This is a genomic window from Gluconobacter sp. Dm-74, assembly GCF_018256135.1.
Taxonomy (GTDB): Bacteria; Pseudomonadota; Alphaproteobacteria; order Acetobacterales; family Acetobacteraceae; genus Gluconobacter; species Gluconobacter cadivus.
This window is the reverse complement of the sequence record NZ_JAERLX010000006.1, coordinates 153106-169895: the sequence shown is the minus strand read 5'-3', so window position 1 is coordinate 169895 and position 16790 is coordinate 153106. Positions and strand designations below refer to the sequence as shown.

Here is a 16790-nt window from a genome sequence, read left to right as displayed (position 1 = left end):
TATGGTCATCAACGCATCTCCAGTTCTGCCTGCAGGGCACCATCTGCCTTGATGGCCTGCAGAATGCTGATCATGTCTCTTGGCCCCACACCCAACGCATTCAGCCCTGCAACAAGCTCCCTGAGCGTTGTCCCGCCTGGCACAACCGCCAGATGTTGGTTCTTGCCCGTATCCACCTTGACGTTTGTGCGCGGTACAATGGCTGTCTGGCCATTGGAAAAGGGGCCGGGTTGAGAGACCTGAGGAGTTTCGGTCACTTGTACGGTCAGATTTCCCTGTGCCACGGCAACCGTGCTGATCCGGACATCTGCTCCCATGATGATAGTTCCGCTGGCCTCATCGACCACCACCTTGGCAGGCGTATCGGGCGTCACCAGAAGATCACCGATTCGCGAAAGCGTAGGAACAGGATCATGGCTGCTCAGATCCAGCAGGACCGTCCGCGGATCCTGAACATTCGCAATCGGCCCGAAGGTCCGGTTGATGATTGCCGCGATCCGACTCGCCGTCGTGAAATCAGGATTCCGCAGGCTCAGATGCAGGTTGGCGCGATGGCTGAGGTCGAAAGGAACCTCCCGTTCGACAATACCACCATTCGCAATATGTCCGCTCGTTGGCACATTGCGGGTGATGGATGCAGCTGCACCGCGCGCTGAAAAAGCGTTTGTCGCTAACGATCCCTGAGCCACGGCATAAACCTCACCATCAGCCGCCATCAGGGGCGTGACCAGCAGCGTACCTCCTGTAAGAGAAGATGCATCGCCCGCAGCAGACACCGTTACGTCAATTCGGTTTCCACCATGCGCAAAAGCCGGGAGATCTGCTGTCACCATGACTGCGGCAACGTCATGTGTCTGAAGCTGGGTTTCCTGATCGCGGATGTTGACGCCCAGACGATTCAGCATGGAAATCAGCGTTTCGCGCGTAAAAATCGTATTGGTGAGTCGGTCTCCGGTACCATTCAGTCCCACAACAAGACCATAACCGATTAACTGGTTGCTTCGCACACCTTCCATATCCGTGATGTCCTTGATGCGGACACTGGCTGCCAGAGCAAAACCCGGCAGAAGAAGCAGCCCGACGCAGAAGAACGCGGTAAGCCGCTGCCTCAGAATGCGGGAAAATGACGAAGGTCGCAGAATAAAGCGCATGGGTGACAGGGGGTATCCTGATGCCTGCAAGACAGGTCTGGGGGTCTCAGATGGCGAGGATGGCCTTACAGGGTAAAGAAACCCCTAACGGAGACGCAGATTTCCGCGCTTTCCGATAGACAGGCAAAGCATCTTCGGGGTTGGCGGATGCGCCTTGGGTAGTTATAAGCCGCGCGTTATCGCCTGCGGCTGTTGGAAGCGGACGTCGGCGGATCAGCCAGGGATTGGATGCGCATGATTACGCTGCCGCCGGATTATAGGCCTTCCGACAACGAAGAGTTCATGAACCCGCTTCAGGTCGAGTACTTCAGGCAGAAACTTCTGCGCTGGCGTGTCGACCTTCTGAAAGAAGCGGATGGAACACTTGCGAGTCTCTCGGAAGGAGGAATCCATGAATCCGACATTACCGACCGCGCCAGCGTCGAAACGGATCGGGCTTTCGAGCTTCGGACTCGTGACCGGGCACGCAAACTGATCACCAAGATCAATATGGCGCTCGAGCGGATCGAGGATGGAAGCTACGGCTTTTGCGAAGAGACGGGAGAACCGATCGGCCTGAAACGGCTCGAAGCCCGCCCGATCGCCACAATGTCCATCGACGCACAGGAGCGTCATGAGCGGATGGAAAAAGTCCACCGCGACGATTAAGGCTTGCGCTTGGCGCGCTGACCCGTTACGAAGCGCGCCAAGGCAACGGTATGCTGCTGTAGCTCAGTGGTAGAGCACTCCCTTGGTAAGGGAGAGGTCGACAGTTCAATCCTGTCCAGCAGCACCATTTTTCCTTATTTTCCAAAAAATCCATAATACGATGCAAATCGTATTAAGCGTGACGTGAAGTATCGTTTTTTCCAATACTGGAAGTCATGAAGACTGCCCCCTGCATCGACCTCTCCTAAAATCAAAAATCAATCCGGCGAAAATCCCCGATATTTTTCGTTGTCCCGATTGACAGAATTTTCTTCTAGGTGCGCGCAATTCTCTCTCCCTATGAACAGACTTCCCCAAGACGGGGACAATAATGAACACATCTTACAAAGCCGCCTTCCGAGGCGGTTTTTTTATGCCTGGAGATCTTATGCACCAGACTTCCCGCTGGACCATTGCCGACGCCCTGAAGGTTCATGCCGATGATCCTACGACGACCATGCCTGTTATCGCGGCTGACTTTCCCACAATGTCGGAAAGCGTCATGATCTGGGATACGGGTGCGCTTCGTGACATCAACATGAATTCTGTCACCGTAAATGGATGGCATGTCATCTGGTCTCTGGCGGCAGACAAAGTCGATCTGACCAACGCAAATATTGCAGCCGAATGGGCCAATCGTAACAATACTGCCTATATCGGTTTCTGGTATTCAAAGACCGGAAATGGATCTGACTGGATCTGGGGCGGCCGTCTTCTTCAGAAATCTGCAGATCTTCGCCCTTGGGAGTGGTCCGGCAATCTCGTCATGCGTGAAGGCAGCGAGAACACGGTCGACATGTTCTATACATCATGCGGCCCAGTGAATAACGACTTTGAAAGTGTTATTGCCGTCAGTACCGGCCAGATCCACACTGATGACCAGAAAGTCTGGTTCACTGGTTTTGATACGACGGTCGATATGTTCGATGCAGACGGCGTTCATGAGGCCAACGAAGCGGAAGACCCGTATTTTGATTTCCGCGACCCCTGCCCTTTCCTCAATCCGGACGACGGGCGAATCTATTGCGTTTATGAGACAAATGTTGCCGGCATGCGCGGGCAGTTTGTGATCGGCGCCAATGAAACCGGCCCCATTCCGCCCAACTATACCGTGGATCCGGGCGCAGGTTACGGCGCAGCATCCATCGGGCTGGCCATTCTGGACGACGGCGCCTACGAAGCAGGCGACTTCTCACGCGCCCGCTGGACGCAACTGGGACCAATCGTGTCGGCACTGGGCGTGAATGACCAGACAGAGCGTCCGCATGTCGTGTTTCAGAACGGCAAGCTGTATCTGTTCACGATCAGCCATCACTCCACCTATTCCGGCAATCTTCAGGGGCCGGATGGTGTTTATGGCTTCGTGTCCGATAATGGACTTGCGGGTCCGTTCAGGCCGATGAATGCGTCCGGGCTTGTGCTGGGCAACCCTTCGAGCCAGCCATATTCGACGTATTCACATTTTGTGGATGCTCAGGGGTATGTGCAGTCCTTCATCGACCACGTTCCTACCCCGACGGCTACCGATCCGAACGCCGTCCGGATTGGCGCCACACTGGCCCCGACCGTTAAGCTCGTTCTGGACGACGACCACTCCTACCTCACCGAAATTCATAATTACGGGGAAATTTTTGCACAACGTGCTTGGCCAGCTACTGCGGCGGGTTGAGCCATTCGAACAGGACGGGGAGCATCGTCGGCGGCTCCCCGCCTTTTTTTATTGGTCGGGAATACTTCGAGTCGCCCTTATGAAAAAAGCCGCCCTCCTGAAGGAGGTACGGCTTTTTTTCCATCATTATCGCGGCTGTAATCAGTCGCGGCGGTCGCGGATTTTAACGTAGGCGATCGCGGCATGCTCGGCGCAGTATGGTTTTCCGGGAAGCGGTGTCGCACCACAGAAATGAAAGCCCGGTGTACCGGGATCGCCAATCGGCCAGCAGCACGAAGGACCGCGTCGCGTGGGACGGTCGATGCCAGCTGTCGAAAAGCGCGGTGGCACGGCTGGACGGGGCACAGGAGCGACACGGGGCTCTGGTTTGGGGGGCGTGATGGGAGCCTCCCTGTGAGGCGCAGCAGCAACAGCCTCTTTCTGAACCGGAGAGACGACACGAGCCGCCGCGACAGGCTGAACAGGAGCCTTGGGGGCTTCAGGAACCGAAGGAGCCTTCCGGGCAGGCGTTTCGGCGGCTTTTTCCACAACGCTGGAAGTAGCCTTTGCCGGAGCAGCCTCCTTACCATCGGCGAACAGGTCCGATCCGGCAGCCTCTACGACCTTTGCCTTGGAAGGGCTTTTGCGACGAGGTGCGGCTTCGGTCGTTCCTGCTTCACCATCCGCGGCCTTGCGATTACGGATGGGAGACGGGCGGGGAGGCAGGCCCAGACGATGGGCCTTGCCGACAACGGCATTCTTGGTGATGGAGAGCTGGCGGCCGATTTCGGCGGTCGAAAGTCCCTGACTCCACAGATCGCGAAGTCTGGCGATCGTCTCGTCCGTCCACTCCATATGTTCGTTTCCCTGTCCCGCTTCGGTGCCTGACGTGGCCCGATATGCTGTTGATTTACAGTCCCGGCCCACCGGACCCGAAACATCTTCGGGAGGCTTCTTACCAGAAACTCCCCGCCGCGTCGAAGGCGGTTCTTATGCGACCGTTTCCGCCACGCGCTGAAGCTCCACAAGACCGTTCACGACGGCCAGCGCAATCTCCCCGCGCACCAGCGCCTGGGCATCCAGCCCGAAGAGTTCACGACGCCAGCCGCGCAGGGCGCCAACATCGGTCTCTCCAAGAGCAATCAGATCCAGATCCTCCGAAGAGGCGACCAGACGGGGCGCCACCTTGTGCTCTTCGCATTTGGCAGCCAGCAGGACCCGCAGAAGCGCGACAAGGGCAGCAGAAGGGCGCGCCCGTTCGGATTTCGACGGCGCTTTCGGGAGTTCGGATTCCGGGCATTCCTGAGCGGTGCAGATGACCTCAAGCAGACCTTTGCCCATTTTGCCTTCAGCAAACCCACGGGTCACGCCACGGATACGGGAAAGCGCTTCAACCGTATCGGGATGAACGGCTGCGATTTCCAGCAGGCTTTCATCGCGAATGACGCGCTGACGGGGAATATCGGCGTTCTGCGCTTCCTGTTCACGCCAAGCGGCCACTTCGCGCAGAATAGCCAGCATCCGGCGGTTGCTAGTGCGGGCTTTCAGCTTTTCCCACAGGCGACGGGGATCGGGGCGGAAGGTTTTTTCTTCGGTCAGGATGGCCTGCTCGGAGTCGGCCCAGTGCAGACGGCCCTGCTCGGCAAGCTGTTTGCGCAGGGCCTCATAAACCGTGCGCAGATGTGTCACATCGGCGGCGGCGTAGGCGATCTGGGCATTGCTGAGCGGACGGGCCGACCAGTCGCTGAAACGATGCGCCTTGTCGATGCTGCGCCCTGTAATCGCGCCCACCAGACTGTCATACCCGACCTGATCGCCAAAACCGGCCACCATGGCGGCGACCTGCGTGTCGAAAACCGAGGCCGGAAGACGGTCGAAAATATGAAGGAAAATCTCAAGATCCTGCCGCGCGGCATGGAAAACCTTGATACAATCCGGCTTGGCAAGAAGATCACCCAGCGGTGCAAGATCGATGCCGGGAGCGAGTGTGTCGATCAGGACAACATCCTCAGTTCCGGCCAACTGAACGAGGCAGAGCTCCGGCCAGTAGGTCTTTTCCCGGACGAACTCCGTATCGATAGTGACGAAAGGCTCGTGCTGCAGTTTTTCGCAGATACGGGCCACCTGCTCGCTGGAGGTCAGGAGAACGGGGGTCGGGAAGGTCGGAGCTTTCGAGCGCATGACACGATCCTACACAAAGCGCAGGATCGTGACCACGCCCCTCACGTCCTTCCCTCACCCGTTTTCCGGGCTTCTCAGGGGAAAACGATCAGAGAGACTGGTCGATCCATGCCTTGAGCTGGCTCTTGGGCAGAGCGCCCATCTGCTGCGCGACCGGCTTGCCATCCTTGAAGACGATCAACGTCGGGATGCTACGGACACCATACTTGGTCGGGGCTTCGGGATTGGAGTCGATGTTGACCTTCGCAACCTTCAGGCGGCCCTGATACTCGGCGCCGATTTCTTCAAGCGCCGGTGCGATCATCTTGCACGGGCCGCACCATTCCGCCCAGAAATCAACCAGAACCGGACCTTCGGATTTCAGGACGTCTGCGTCGAAGCTGCTGTCGCTGACGGCAACGGTGTTTGCGCTCATGGGTATGTTCCTTGTGACGAATGAAGTTTCTGAAAAATGATATCGGCTGCCGTGCCCCTCACCGCAAGGGGGCTTTTGATCTGCATCAAACTCCAGACCGCACCTGATCCAGTAGAGTGACCGGGAGTGTGACAACGGCTGGCCCTTCCGTCCAGACCAGCGAACAGTGAATGTCGTAGCCCGGATGAAGTTGCGCCAGCACGGCACGATAAGCCGCCATCTGACGCAGATAGACGACGGGCGTGCGATCGGCGCGAAGCTGCGGATTACGGTTCGTTTTGTAATCGCAGATCCAGATCTGCTTGTCCCCGATCCGCAGACGATCAACCTGCCCGAGCACGACACGCCCATCACTGACGCCCGAAATCGGCTGCTCGGCACGGCTTCCAGGCGCGAAGAGCGCTGCGAGATCCGGGTGCGAAAGAACGCCCAGAACCTGTCCGGCCAGACGTTGGATGTCCGGTTCCGTCAGACCCAGTGCCCGACGGGACAACCAGCGCACGGCCACGGCCTCGCGCTCTGCCACCGGGGTTTCCGGCAGAAGCTGAAGCAGACGGTGAATCATGGTGCCGCGTCGCATGGCCTGTTCGCGGACCGGCGTGGAGCGACCGGCCAGAAGCTCCAGCGGGGAACGGGCCGCGGGGAGTTCGCCGAACTCGGCCCCATCCGGACGGCTGGGCGCGAGCGGACGCGTCATGGCATCTTCACGCTGGGCAATGAAGGGCTTCCAGTCCGGAGCGCGCCCCATCCAGTCTGGCAGCATCGCACAGGGCGGTTCGGCATCTTCGGCCCGGAAAGCAACGGGCGCGAGTGTGCGCTCCTCTTCCAGCACAAGCCGCTCCCCTTCCCAGCCAAGATCCAGAGATTCGGAACGGGCATTGGCCAGTTGACGGAACCCGGCCTCGCACTGCCGGTACCAGCTTGTCTCGACAGGCTCCCGCTTGCCCGCAGCCCCGCAGATCACCAGCCAGTCACTGGCACGGGTGAGAGCGACGTAAAGCAGGCGGTTGCTTTCAGCCCGCGCTTTCTCGGCATCCCGTTCGGACAGAGCAGCCGTGATGTCCGTGCCCATGTCCTTTTTCGGAACCCAGAGCGGAAGTTCGAACGCTCCTGCCTCTTCCCAAAGGAAATCGCTGCCGGGCGGCGGCTTGGACAGCGTATCCGGCATGACGACCAGACGCGCCTGAAGCCCCTTGGAGCCATGCACGGTCATGACCCGGACGGCTCCCAGATCGCTTTCGGCCTCGCGCTTGCTGGTGATCTCGCTGGCTTCGAGCCAGTGCAGAAAGCCCTGAAGCGACGGCGGATGCAGCCCTTCATAGCGCAGGGCCGCCGTCAGCAGTTCGTCCACCGGTTCAGCTGCTTCCGGCCCCAGACGACGCAGCAGCCGCGTGCGGCCGCCATGCTGGCCCAGTGTTTCCGCCAGCAGACGATAGGGCGAGGCATAATCGACGCGCGCATAAAGCGTCGACAGCATCTCCCACGCCTCCCGCCAGTCCTCACGTTCCCGATGACGGTCCCGCAGAACGGTCCAGAGTGGCTGGCCTTTCGGGCCGAGGGCATGGGTCGTGCCATTGCGGGTCGCGAGCGCCATCAGCGAGTCGTCCGTCAGGCCACCGAGCGGGGATGTGAGAACGGAAGCCAGCGTCAGATCATCCTGCGGCAGAAGCAGCGCCGCACAGAGCGTCATGAGATCGCGGACCGCGACCTGCTGCGTCAGCCCGACCCGGACCAGCGTCGCGACCGGCACATTGCGTGATTTCAGCGCCCGGATCAGCGAGCGCAGGAACGGGGAACGCCGCGGCACGAGGATCAGCACGTCGCCCGCGGTCAGCGGCGCCTGCCCCGGCTGGGGCGGACGGCCGATCTGCCGGTCGATCCATTCCGCGAGCGCTTCGGCAAGACGCTGCGGCGCGCTGCGCTGTCCGGTATTGGCGGAAGGCGCGCGCCAAGGCGTCAGACCCTCGTCATCGTCTTCGCCCTGAACGACAGGGACGAGCGGCCAGAGTTCCACCCGTCCCCCCTGCCCCGGACGCGCCGAGACATGCGGACGAAGCGTCTTTTCGCCTTCCTGCAACAGGCCATGCGCCGCCAGCGGTTGGGAAAACACCGCGTCCACGAACGACAGAACAGGCGGGACCGAGCGGAAGGAGACGTTCAGTTCCGGATCACGCCACAACAACCCGGCATTGCGAACCCTGTCCGCGAACTCGGTCCGCCAGCGGTGAAACTGCTCCGGCTGTGCGCCCTGAAACCCGTAAATCGACTGCTTATAATCGCCGACCGCAAAAATCGTGCGCGGACGCGGCCCCATGTCCCACGCACCTTCCCCCGCAAAGAACTCGGAGGTCAGCGCACCGGCGATTTCCCATTGCAGGCCGGAATTGTCCTGCACCTCGTCCAGCAGCAGATGGTCTATGCCGCCATCGAGCTTGTAGAGCACCCAGGCCGCACCCGGATCGCGCAGAAGGTTGCGGGTTTCCTGAATGAGATCGTTGTAATCCACCAGACCACGGGCGGACTTACCCTCCTGAAACGCCGACAGCATGGGCGCGGCCAGACCGAGCAGGGCACGGTTCAGCAGCACCAGACGCAAGCTTTTGAGGCGGGTCTGAAGATCGAGGAGACGCTGCGCCTCCTCTTCCAGAAGCGGCGCAATCCACGGAACAGCGGCCTGCGCCGCCTTGCCGACGATGCCGTTCACCTTGCGCGGACCACCATCCTTCGTCAGCAGACATTGCGTCCACCCTGTTGGCACACGGTCACCCGGTTCCGTCCCGAGCCAGTCCAGCATCTGTTCAACGAAGACACGACCGGACACCGTCGCGCTCCCAAGCGCGTCGCGCAGCCCGGCGCGAAGATCCTCCTCTTTCGGCGGACGACAGGCAAGGTTTTCAAGATCCTCAATGCCTTCCTGCCCGGCTTTCAGGGCCTTGCGATAGGCGCTGACCACACTGTCCGGCAGGGTCGCCCAATGCTCCAGCAGCGGCCGGGCGCGACTTTCCTCCATGTTCAGCGTGCGGATACGCCTGAAGAAATCGTCCAGCCCCACCGTTCCGGCCACATCGGCCGCAAGCTCCGGCGCGCGGGCCAGACCGTCTTCCATCGCCTCGCGCAGGGCCAGCGTCGTGTCGGTCTCTTCCATCAGCGTGAAATGCGGATCGACCGAGGCCTCCAGCGGAAACCGCCGCAATAGCGACTGACAGAACGCATGGATCGTCTCGATCCGCAGGCCCCCTGGAAGATCCAGAACACACAGGAATAGTGCCCGCGCCCGCGCCCGGGTCTCGTCCGTATTGGGAACGTCGAGGCTTTCAAGCTCCGCCCCCAGCGTCTCATCCGGCAGCGAGACCCAGCGTCCCAGCTTCTGTTGAAGGCGATTGGCCATCTCGGCGGCAGCGGCCTTGGTGTAGGTCAGACACAGGATGCGCGAAGGATGCGCACCATCGGCCAGAACGGTACCCCCATCGTCGGTCTGCACATAAAGCGGCAGCATGAGCCGCAGCAGACGGTCGATCAGCAGCTTGGTCTTGCCCGACCCCGCCGAAGCCGAGACGAACACAGAAGCACGCGGATCAGACGCCTGACGCTGCGTGCGGTCGGCAGCGGCGATGACTTCGTCACGGGTGACAGGGCGGGAAACGGGAGGCATGTCGTTCATTCGCCCTCTCCTTCCGCATAGGCCGCGCGCCACTCATCCACGCGGGCAAGCTGCGCGTAATCGGTATAGCGCGGCACATGTCCGGCCCAGGGCTGGGAGCGGTAAGGCTGATCGGGATTGTCGTATTCGTCCACGAGGGTCCGGAGCTTTTCCATCGCCCCGGCAATCAGGGTCGGCGCATCCGTATGAGAGCGTGAGCCCGGCACTTCGCTTTCCTTGCCCGGCTCGTCGCCGCCGGTCAGATGCCAGTAGAGCAGTTTCTTCGTCTCGACGGCCGGAATGTCCCTGAACGCCCCTTTCGCCAGAAGCGCACCTTCGAGCACAAGCTGAACAGACCAGCCCTCCGCAACGTTTTTCCCACTGGGCGGCTGGCCTGTCTTGTAATCGAAGACCGTCGCCAGACCATCAGCCCCGATATCAATCCGGTCCGCCCGGCCGCGCAGCTCAAACGGCGCGAAAGCGGCTTCAAGACGGAAAGACGCCGTCACTTCCACAAACCGCCCCTGCGCAGGGCCGCTTTCTTCCATGTCCGACCGGTAAGCAGCTTCCTTTTCCGCCACCCAGTCCGCAATCCGGGCCAGACGCGGCCCCCACCAGTTCACAAGGGCCGGACGCATATTGGCCTTCACCAGTTCCTCGGCAAAGACGCGGCGCAGAATAATGCTCGCATTGGCAGGCCAGCGCTCGGGGAAGTCGCGCAGAACGCGTTCCATCGCCTCATGCACGATCATGCCGAAATCGGCGTGTTCCGCGCCTTCCTCCAGCGGCTTGAGCGCCCGGAGCTTCAGGACATGCTTGGCGTAGATCGCATATGGATCCTGCATCCACGTTTCGATCTCGGTGATGCTCAGACCGCGCGGACGCAGGGCGACGGGCGGCCGTGGTTCGGGTGGCGCAACGGCTTCAGCACCCGCGAGCGGCTGATCCAGACAGCGCTGCCAGTCCAGTGCGGGATGCACCGGCAGGCTCTGCGACCGTCCACCAAGAAACGCCTCCATCCGCACCATCCACCGTGCCGGAACGCCTGGCGCCCCCTCACGCCGAGCCGAACTCGCGAACACGGCCTCCTTCGACGCCAGAATGGTCGAGACGAAATCATGCGCGCTCACACCCGTCTGCCGCTCCGGCGAGGGCAGCCCGACCCGCACGCGCATTGGGCGACTCAGCCACGGCCCCGGATCGGTCGCAGGCGGCCAGACGCCTTCATTCAACCCGCCCAGCACCACGACATCGAACGCCAGAAGCCGCGCTTCCAGAACACCGAGGATCGAAACGCGCGGATGCGCCAGTTCCACGCCCCCGCGATGCGCGCGCAGACCGGTCAGCATCTGTCCGGCCATGGAGGTATTGAGGAACGAATCCAGATGCGTCAGCCGCTGCGGCGGGAGAATGCCGGTGTTGACGATCAGCGCCGCCAGATGCCGAGACAGCGCCTCCCCATCCTCGCCCAGCCACAGACGCGCGCCCGGATGACGCGGCTCCTCTTCCGAGACGTCCAGCTCTTCCGCCGTGGTCGCCAGAGCCTCCGCCGTGTGGATCAGACGTTCGAGCAGTTCCGGCAGAGGAATGGCACCCCCAATGGACAGAAGCGGATCAAAGGCCCGCTCGATCCGCGCGATGAAGGCGGCGGGACCTTCCGGCTCGTTCGGAGCGTCCGCGCTGGCCCCGTGATCGGGGGCATGTTTTTTGTCGGTGTATTCCCGCAGCGCGGCTTTCAGCCCGGCAATCCCGGGCGCAGGAGCAGGCCCGCGCAGCAGGAGCCGTTCCAGCCGTCGGGCGGAAGCGTGACAGTCGCCGGGTGTGCGCCCCAGAGCGGCGAGCGGGTGTTTCAGAACGGACAGCAGCGCAACGGGAGAAAGCTGTGCTTCGGCAGCGGTCGCGATCAGACGCAGAAACACAGCCGCTGGCGTCTGGGACAGGGACTCGCCCGCGCTGTCATCCGCATGGATGCCAAAACGCAGAAGCTCGGTCCCCACACGTTGCGCCAGAGCACGATCCGGCGTGACGAGGGCGCAGGTCTTTCCAGCTTCGGAGACGACATCGCGCAGAATCAGGGCGATGGTCTGCGCCTCCTGCTGCTGGTCCTGAGCGGGAAGGATGGAAAGCCTGTTGATATCGCGCGGGCGACTGTTCTGCCCCCAATGGGCAATGCCCTGCTCCGGCAGCAGCACTTCGCGCAGCATCAGTTCACGCCCGCGATCCCGTTCGCAGCTCCACTCTGTCAGCGCGTCGCGGGCCAGCCCCAGATCCGTCAGGATTTCCTTCAGACCCGCCTGTGGGTGTGACGGCGGCAGGGCAGCCCAGATGTCCTCCGCCATTCCCAGATCCACACCCGGCAAGATCACAAGCCCGGCAGGAAGCCGCGCCACCACGGCCAGCACGTCCGATACCGCCGCAGACCCGTCCGCAAATCCTACGCCCCAGACGGGCGTGAGCGGCGGCTTTTCTGCCCAAGCACGGGCCTGCGCCTTCAGCCGTGCGATCTGGCGCGCCACCGGGTTGCACAGCCCCTCTTCTTCCAGCCATTTCGGCCAGACGGCCGTAACGATCTCCAGAAATTTCAACGTCTGCTGCCAGTGATCGGAGAAGCGCTCTTCCACCGCGTCCGGCAGGCGTTCAGCCAGATCCACACCGCTGCGCTCGGCCTCGTCCATCAGATCCGCCAGCGCCTTGGCAAGCGGCCAGGCCCGGTCGATCCCCTTGGTGCTGTCCACACCGACACTCACGAGCGGCGTCTGAAGGATCAGCATCGACAGCACGGCCAAACGCCGCTGCGGCTCCACGGCCGGAGGCAACAGGACGTCGATCCCGATAGAGGCCAGCGCGTCCTCATCCACGTCATTGATGGCGACGATGCGCGGCAGAAGTGCGGCCTGCGTGTCCAGAACCCGCAGGAAGGCTTCCATCAGCGCACGACCCGCGCGACGGCTGGGAACAAGGATCAGGCCGGGGCCATCCGTTCCGGCCGCCGGATCTCGCTCAAGCCATTCCTGCGCCACACGATCCAGAAACGGCTCCGTGCCCGCAATGGTGACAACGCCGCTCATGGGATCAGTCCTGTCAGACGGTCAGCAGGCCAGCCCGTCAGTTCAACAAGGCGGGAGTCTTCGGTCTCGCCGGGAGAAAATGTGAGATGCAGTGCGCCTTCTGGCAGAAGGTCTTCCGCCCGCTCTGGCCATTCAACCAGCATGATCCCTTCGCAGGCCTCGTCCCACGCCAGTTCATGCAACGCATCCGGCCCGTCCAGACGCCACAGGTCATAATGATAAACTGTTCCTTTGGGCGTCTCGTAAGGCTGAACAAGCGCGAAACTGGGGCTCGGCACCTCCATCTGCGGGTCCTGCGCCAGATGGCGCAGGAAAGCGCGGGAGAAGGTACTTTTCCCCGCTCCCAGACCACCCGAAAGCGCAAGGCAGTCTCCGGGGCCACAACGGTCGGCAATCAGGGCCGCCAGAGTTTCGGTCGCAAGCTGGTCATCAAGGCGTATCTGCATGCCACCAATGTGGACCCGACTGCCCTGTGCCAGCAAGGGCGTTCGGAGCCCGTTCAGCGACCACCGTTCCGAAGAAGATCCATCCACCGCGCCATGACGGCCTCTTCCTGAAACGCGGCGGCCCGCAGCCGGGAGGCGACCGACATGGCCTGACGCTGTTCGGGCGCGCGCATCAACTCCAACAGGGCAACGGCCAGGGCCTCCGGCTCTTCCGGCGGGACGAGCAATCCGGTCTCGCCGTCGCGCACGATTTCCGCAGGCCCCGTCTCGCAGTCGAACGCCACGACCGGCACCCCCGCCGATAGGGCCTCAAGCAACACCATCGGCAGCCCCTCATAACGCGAGGATCCCACGAACAGGGCCGCACGAGCATAATCGGCGTCGATCCCCCCGATAGCCGGCGCAATCGTCACGCGATGCAACCCTTGCGCCTGTTGCAGCAGGGCATCACGATCCGGCCCGTCCCCCCGGATCAGGAGATCCCAGCCCATGCTCGCCGGGTCCTGTTCCACGATCCGCCAGGCCCGCAGCAGCAGGTCATAGCCCTTCTGCTCCGTCAGACGTCCCGCCGCCAGAACCAGCCGGGACTCGGATGGATAGAGGCGATCCGTCACAGGAGGAGCCATGTTCGGAATGGCGGTCAGCCGAGCACGAACCGTCGTCCCCTCTCGCCACAACGCTGTGTCCCGCTGCGTCAGAACAACCACATCATCGGCCCAGCGCGCGGCAATCTGCCGTCCCCAGACGCGCTTGCGGCGATTGAGCGTCACGTTGAAGTTGAAATGCTCCCACACCACGCAGCGCACACCCGCCAGCTTCGCAGCAGCCACGCCGTAAAGCGCATGGGTGGACTCCACGACCACCAGCGTGTCGATCTTCTCCCGTTTCAGGAAACGCGACAAACGCCAGACGATCCGGAACCACGAATTGAAAATCTTTACCGGTCGGTCGAACAGCGCGGTCATGGGAATGTCAGACGACAGGGGAAAGGCCGGAACGCCCGCGCCGACCAGTTCCACCAGCCTTACGTCGCAGCCCTGACGCACCAGTCCGTTCATGACGGCACAGGCCGAACGTTCCGTCCCGCCGAGGCCATTCAGGTCCTGAATTACAAACGTATATCGTACGTTCAATGCCCTACCCCAAGCCCTTCAAACCGATTATGAAACAGATCATGACGACTGCACCTCACACCCTGACCACCGATGTCGCAATTGTCGGCGCCGGTCCGACCGCCCTCTTCGCCGCGTTTGAATGTGGCATGCTCAAACTGTCCTGCGTCCTGATTGACGCCCTCGACAGTGTCGGCGGACAATGTGCGGCGCTCTACCCGGAAAAACCGATCTACGACATTCCGGCCCATCCCGCCATCGAAGGCGGCGCCCTGATCGAGGCCCTCGAACAGCAGATCGCCCCGTTTGATGTGCCCCGTCTACTGGGCTCGCGGGTCGAGACGCTGGAAGGGCACCGCGGAGACTTCACGCTGAAAACCGCACGCGGCGATATTATCCGAGCCAAGGCCGTCATCATCGCCGCCGGTGCCGGTGCGTTCGGACCGAACCGGCCGCCGCTCGACGGGCTCGAAGCCTATGAGCGCACAGGCGCAGTGCAGTATTACGTCAAGAAACGCACCGATTTCACGGGCAAGCGCATCGTAGTCGCTGGCGGCGGCGATTCCGCGCTGGACTGGGCGCTGTCCCTCTCCGATGTCGCCGAGAAAATCTATCTGCTGCATCGCCGGGACCGCTTCCGTGGCGCGCCTGAAACGCTCTCGCGCATCGAACAGCAGATTGAGGCCGGGAAGATCGAGAAGGTCGTGCCCTATCAACTCCATGCCCTGCACGGCACGGACGGCGTGCTTTCGAGCGTGGAAGTCACCACCCTTGAAGGTGCATCACGCCATATCGAAGCCGATGCGCTTCTGCCGTTCTATGGCCTGTCCACCGATCTGGGGCCGATTGCGCTTTGGGGGCTGGACACGCATCGCAACACCGTCCCCGTCACCCCGGCCACGCTGGAAAGCAGCACGCCGGGCATTTTCGCGATCGGGGACGTGGCGACCTATCCGGGCAAGCTGAAGCTGATCCTTCAGGGCTTCTCCGAAGGCGCCATGGCAACTCATGCCATTCATGCCATCGTTCATCCCGACACGGCCCTCCACTTCGAATATTCGACCAGCAAGGGCGTTCCGGGCTAACGCAACGGGGCAGCATTTTTCGTGGCGCTGAGCCGATCACGGTCAGTTCAGGGCGGTTCTACAGACGACAACACAGCAGGACAGATATGAAAGTCATCGTCATGGGCGCCGGAGTGATCGGCGTTACAACGGCCTGGTATCTCGCTCAGGAAGGCCATGAAGTCGAAGTGATCGACCGCCAGCCGGGTGTGGGTCTGGAGACGTCTTTTGCGAACGCAGGACAGGTTTCTCCCGGCTATTCAACCCCCTGGGCCATGCCGGGTCTGCCGCTCAAGGCCGCGAAATGGATGTTCGAAAAGCACAGCCCGCTCGTCGTGCGCCCGCGCTTCGATACGGCCATGTTCCGCTTCATGGGCGAACTGCTCATGAACTGCACGGAAAAGGCCTATGACATCAACAAGGGCCGGATGCTGCGGATTGCGGAATATGCCCGCGACCGTCTGGACGCTCTGCGCGCCGAGACCGGCATCACTTATGACGGTGCCCAGAAAGGCCTGATCCAGCTTTTCCGCACGGACAGTCAGGTAGAATACGCCGCTGAAGACATGCGCTTGCTGGCCGAAAGCGGCGTTGAGCACAAGCTGCTGACCGTGGACGAGATTCTCGCCCGCGAGCCCGGCCTCGCCCATGCCCGACACCTGCTCAAGGCCGGTCTGCTTCTGCCGGGCGACCAGACGGGCGATGCCCATCTCTTCACGCGCCGTCTGGCCAAGATGGCCGAGGAAAAAGGTGTGAAGTTCCATCTCGGCGTCACGATCGAGGCTCTGGAAGCCGCCAGCGACGCCATCGTCAGCATCCGCACCAGCGCAGGCCGCATGACGGCGGACCGCTATGTTCTGGCGCTCGGCAGCTATTCTCCGCGCTTCCTCAAGCCGCTGGAACTGCGTCTGCCGATCTATCCGGTCAAGGGCTACTCCCTGACCATGCCGATCACGGACGAAAGCCGCGCGCCGGTCTCGACCGTCAATGACGAGACGTACAAGGTCGCCATCACGCGTCTGGGGGATCGCATCCGCATCGGTGGCACGGCAGAGCTGAACGGCTTCAACCTCCGCCTCAGCCCGGATCGTCGCGAGACGCTGGAACTGTCCTTCAGCGAAATGTATGGCGGCGGGGACCTGTCCTCCGCGAAATACTGGACCGGCCTGCGCCCCTGCACACCGGACGGCACGCCGATCGTCGGGCCTTCCCCGCGTTACAGCAATTTGTGGCTCAACACCGGCCACGGCACGCTGGGCTGGACCATGACCGCAGGCTCCGGCCAGATTGTCGCGGACCAGATCTCCGGCCGTCAGACTGCCATTCCGTCGCTCGACCTGTCGCTCGACCGCTACTGATACGTTCCGTCCGTAAGCCA

At 61.9% G+C, this 16790-nt stretch carries 12 protein-coding genes and 1 tRNA gene; 5 read left to right on the top strand and 8 right to left on the bottom strand.

Annotation, left to right across the window (positions count from 1 at the left end; all coding sequences use genetic code 11):
• Window positions 1–8: 8 nt before the first annotated feature.
• Window positions 9–1151: a flagellar basal body P-ring protein FlgI gene (locus tag JK208_RS10495; protein WP_211576109.1), complete on the bottom strand. Its 1143-nt coding sequence runs from the start codon at window positions 1149–1151 to the stop codon at window positions 9–11.
• A 234-nt stretch (window positions 1152–1385) separates the two neighbouring features.
• Here JK208_RS10495 and dksA point away from each other — a divergent pair, with 234 nt between their 5' ends.
• From dksA to JK208_RS10480, 3 genes are all read left to right on the top strand, one after another.
• A complete protein-coding gene (gene dksA / locus JK208_RS10490) occupies window positions 1386–1799 on the top strand; it encodes an RNA polymerase-binding protein DksA (RefSeq protein ID WP_099286346.1) in 414 nt (137 codons plus the stop codon).
• A gap of 52 nt (window positions 1800–1851) precedes the next feature.
• Window positions 1852–1926, top strand: a tRNA-Thr gene (locus JK208_RS10485).
• Window positions 1927–2226: 300 nt separating this feature from the next.
• Window positions 2227–3507 carry a glycoside hydrolase family 68 protein gene (locus JK208_RS10480; RefSeq protein ID WP_249202095.1) on the top strand — a complete coding sequence of 427 codons (1281 nt, stop codon included), beginning with the start codon at window positions 2227–2229 and terminating at the stop codon, window positions 3505–3507.
• A 141-nt stretch (window positions 3508–3648) separates the two neighbouring features.
• On the opposite strand, the gene JK208_RS10475 is transcribed toward JK208_RS10480, so the two are convergent.
• From JK208_RS10475 to JK208_RS10445, 7 genes are all read right to left on the bottom strand, one after another.
• Window positions 3649–4341 carry a GcrA family cell cycle regulator gene (locus JK208_RS10475; protein ID WP_211576107.1) on the bottom strand — a complete coding sequence of 231 codons (693 nt, stop codon included), beginning with the start codon at window positions 4339–4341 and terminating at the stop codon, window positions 3649–3651.
• A 135-nt stretch (window positions 4342–4476) separates the two neighbouring features.
• Window positions 4477–5667, bottom strand: coding sequence for a ribonuclease D (gene rnd / locus JK208_RS10470; RefSeq protein WP_211576106.1), 1191 nt, complete (start codon window positions 5665–5667; stop codon window positions 4477–4479).
• 88 nt (window positions 5668–5755) lie between these two features.
• A complete protein-coding gene (gene trxA, locus JK208_RS10465; protein ID WP_062029874.1) occupies window positions 5756–6082 on the bottom strand; it encodes a thioredoxin TrxA in 327 nt (108 codons plus the stop codon).
• Between the two features lie 85 nt (window positions 6083–6167).
• Complete coding sequence (gene addA / locus JK208_RS10460; RefSeq protein ID WP_211576105.1) at window positions 6168–9743, bottom strand: double-strand break repair helicase AddA; 3576 nt, start codon at window positions 9741–9743, stop codon at window positions 6168–6170.
• Window positions 9740–12790, bottom strand: a complete 3051-nt coding sequence (gene addB / locus JK208_RS10455) for a double-strand break repair protein AddB (RefSeq protein WP_211576104.1) — start codon at window positions 12788–12790, stop codon at window positions 9740–9742. The genes addA and addB overlap by 4 nt, the downstream gene beginning before the upstream one ends.
• On the bottom strand, window positions 12787–13236 hold the full coding sequence (gene tsaE, locus JK208_RS10450) for a tRNA (adenosine(37)-N6)-threonylcarbamoyltransferase complex ATPase subunit type 1 TsaE (RefSeq protein WP_211576103.1): 450 nt from the start codon (window positions 13234–13236) through the stop codon (window positions 12787–12789). The genes addB and tsaE overlap by 4 nt, the downstream gene beginning before the upstream one ends.
• Window positions 13237–13289: 53 nt before the next feature.
• A complete protein-coding gene (locus JK208_RS10445) occupies window positions 13290–14369 on the bottom strand; it encodes a glycosyltransferase family 4 protein (protein WP_211576102.1) in 1080 nt (359 codons plus the stop codon).
• 41 nt (window positions 14370–14410) lie between these two features.
• On the opposite strand from JK208_RS10445, the gene JK208_RS10440 reads away from it, so the two are divergent.
• Together JK208_RS10440 and JK208_RS10435 are read left to right on the top strand one after the other, a co-directional pair.
• Window positions 14411–15433 carry an NAD(P)/FAD-dependent oxidoreductase gene (locus JK208_RS10440; RefSeq protein ID WP_211576101.1) on the top strand — a complete coding sequence of 341 codons (1023 nt, stop codon included), beginning with the start codon at window positions 14411–14413 and terminating at the stop codon, window positions 15431–15433.
• 86 nt (window positions 15434–15519) lie between these two features.
• On the top strand, window positions 15520–16770 hold the full coding sequence (locus tag JK208_RS10435) for a D-amino acid dehydrogenase (protein WP_211576100.1): 1251 nt from the start codon (window positions 15520–15522) through the stop codon (window positions 16768–16770).
• Window positions 16771–16790: the final 20 nt, after the last annotated feature.

What these genes read in the sequence shown, in the direction of transcription:
- dksA (WP_099286346.1), top strand. Translation starts at nt 1,386, where the DNA reads ATGATTACGCTGCCGCCGGATTATAGGCCTTCCGACAACGAAGAGTTC.
- JK208_RS10495 (WP_211576109.1), bottom strand. Translation starts at nt 1,151, where the DNA reads ATGCGCTTTATTCTGCGACCTTCGTCATTTTCCCGCATTCTGAGGCAG.
- JK208_RS10440 (WP_211576101.1), top strand. Translation starts at nt 14,411, where the DNA reads ATGACGACTGCACCTCACACCCTGACCACCGATGTCGCAATTGTCGGC.
- JK208_RS10475 (WP_211576107.1), bottom strand. Translation starts at nt 4,341, where the DNA reads ATGGAGTGGACGGACGAGACGATCGCCAGACTTCGCGATCTGTGGAGT.
- JK208_RS10480 (WP_249202095.1), top strand. Translation starts at nt 2,227, where the DNA reads ATGCACCAGACTTCCCGCTGGACCATTGCCGACGCCCTGAAGGTTCAT.
- trxA (WP_062029874.1), bottom strand. Translation starts at nt 6,082, where the DNA reads ATGAGCGCAAACACCGTTGCCGTCAGCGACAGCAGCTTCGACGCAGAC.
- addB (WP_211576104.1), bottom strand. Translation starts at nt 12,790, where the DNA reads ATGAGCGGCGTTGTCACCATTGCGGGCACGGAGCCGTTTCTGGATCGT.
- rnd (WP_211576106.1), bottom strand. Translation starts at nt 5,667, where the DNA reads ATGCGCTCGAAAGCTCCGACCTTCCCGACCCCCGTTCTCCTGACCTCC.
- JK208_RS10435 (WP_211576100.1), top strand. Translation starts at nt 15,520, where the DNA reads ATGAAAGTCATCGTCATGGGCGCCGGAGTGATCGGCGTTACAACGGCC.
- addA (WP_211576105.1), bottom strand. Translation starts at nt 9,743, where the DNA reads ATGAACGACATGCCTCCCGTTTCCCGCCCTGTCACCCGTGACGAAGTC.
- tsaE (WP_211576103.1), bottom strand. Translation starts at nt 13,236, where the DNA reads ATGCAGATACGCCTTGATGACCAGCTTGCGACCGAAACTCTGGCGGCC.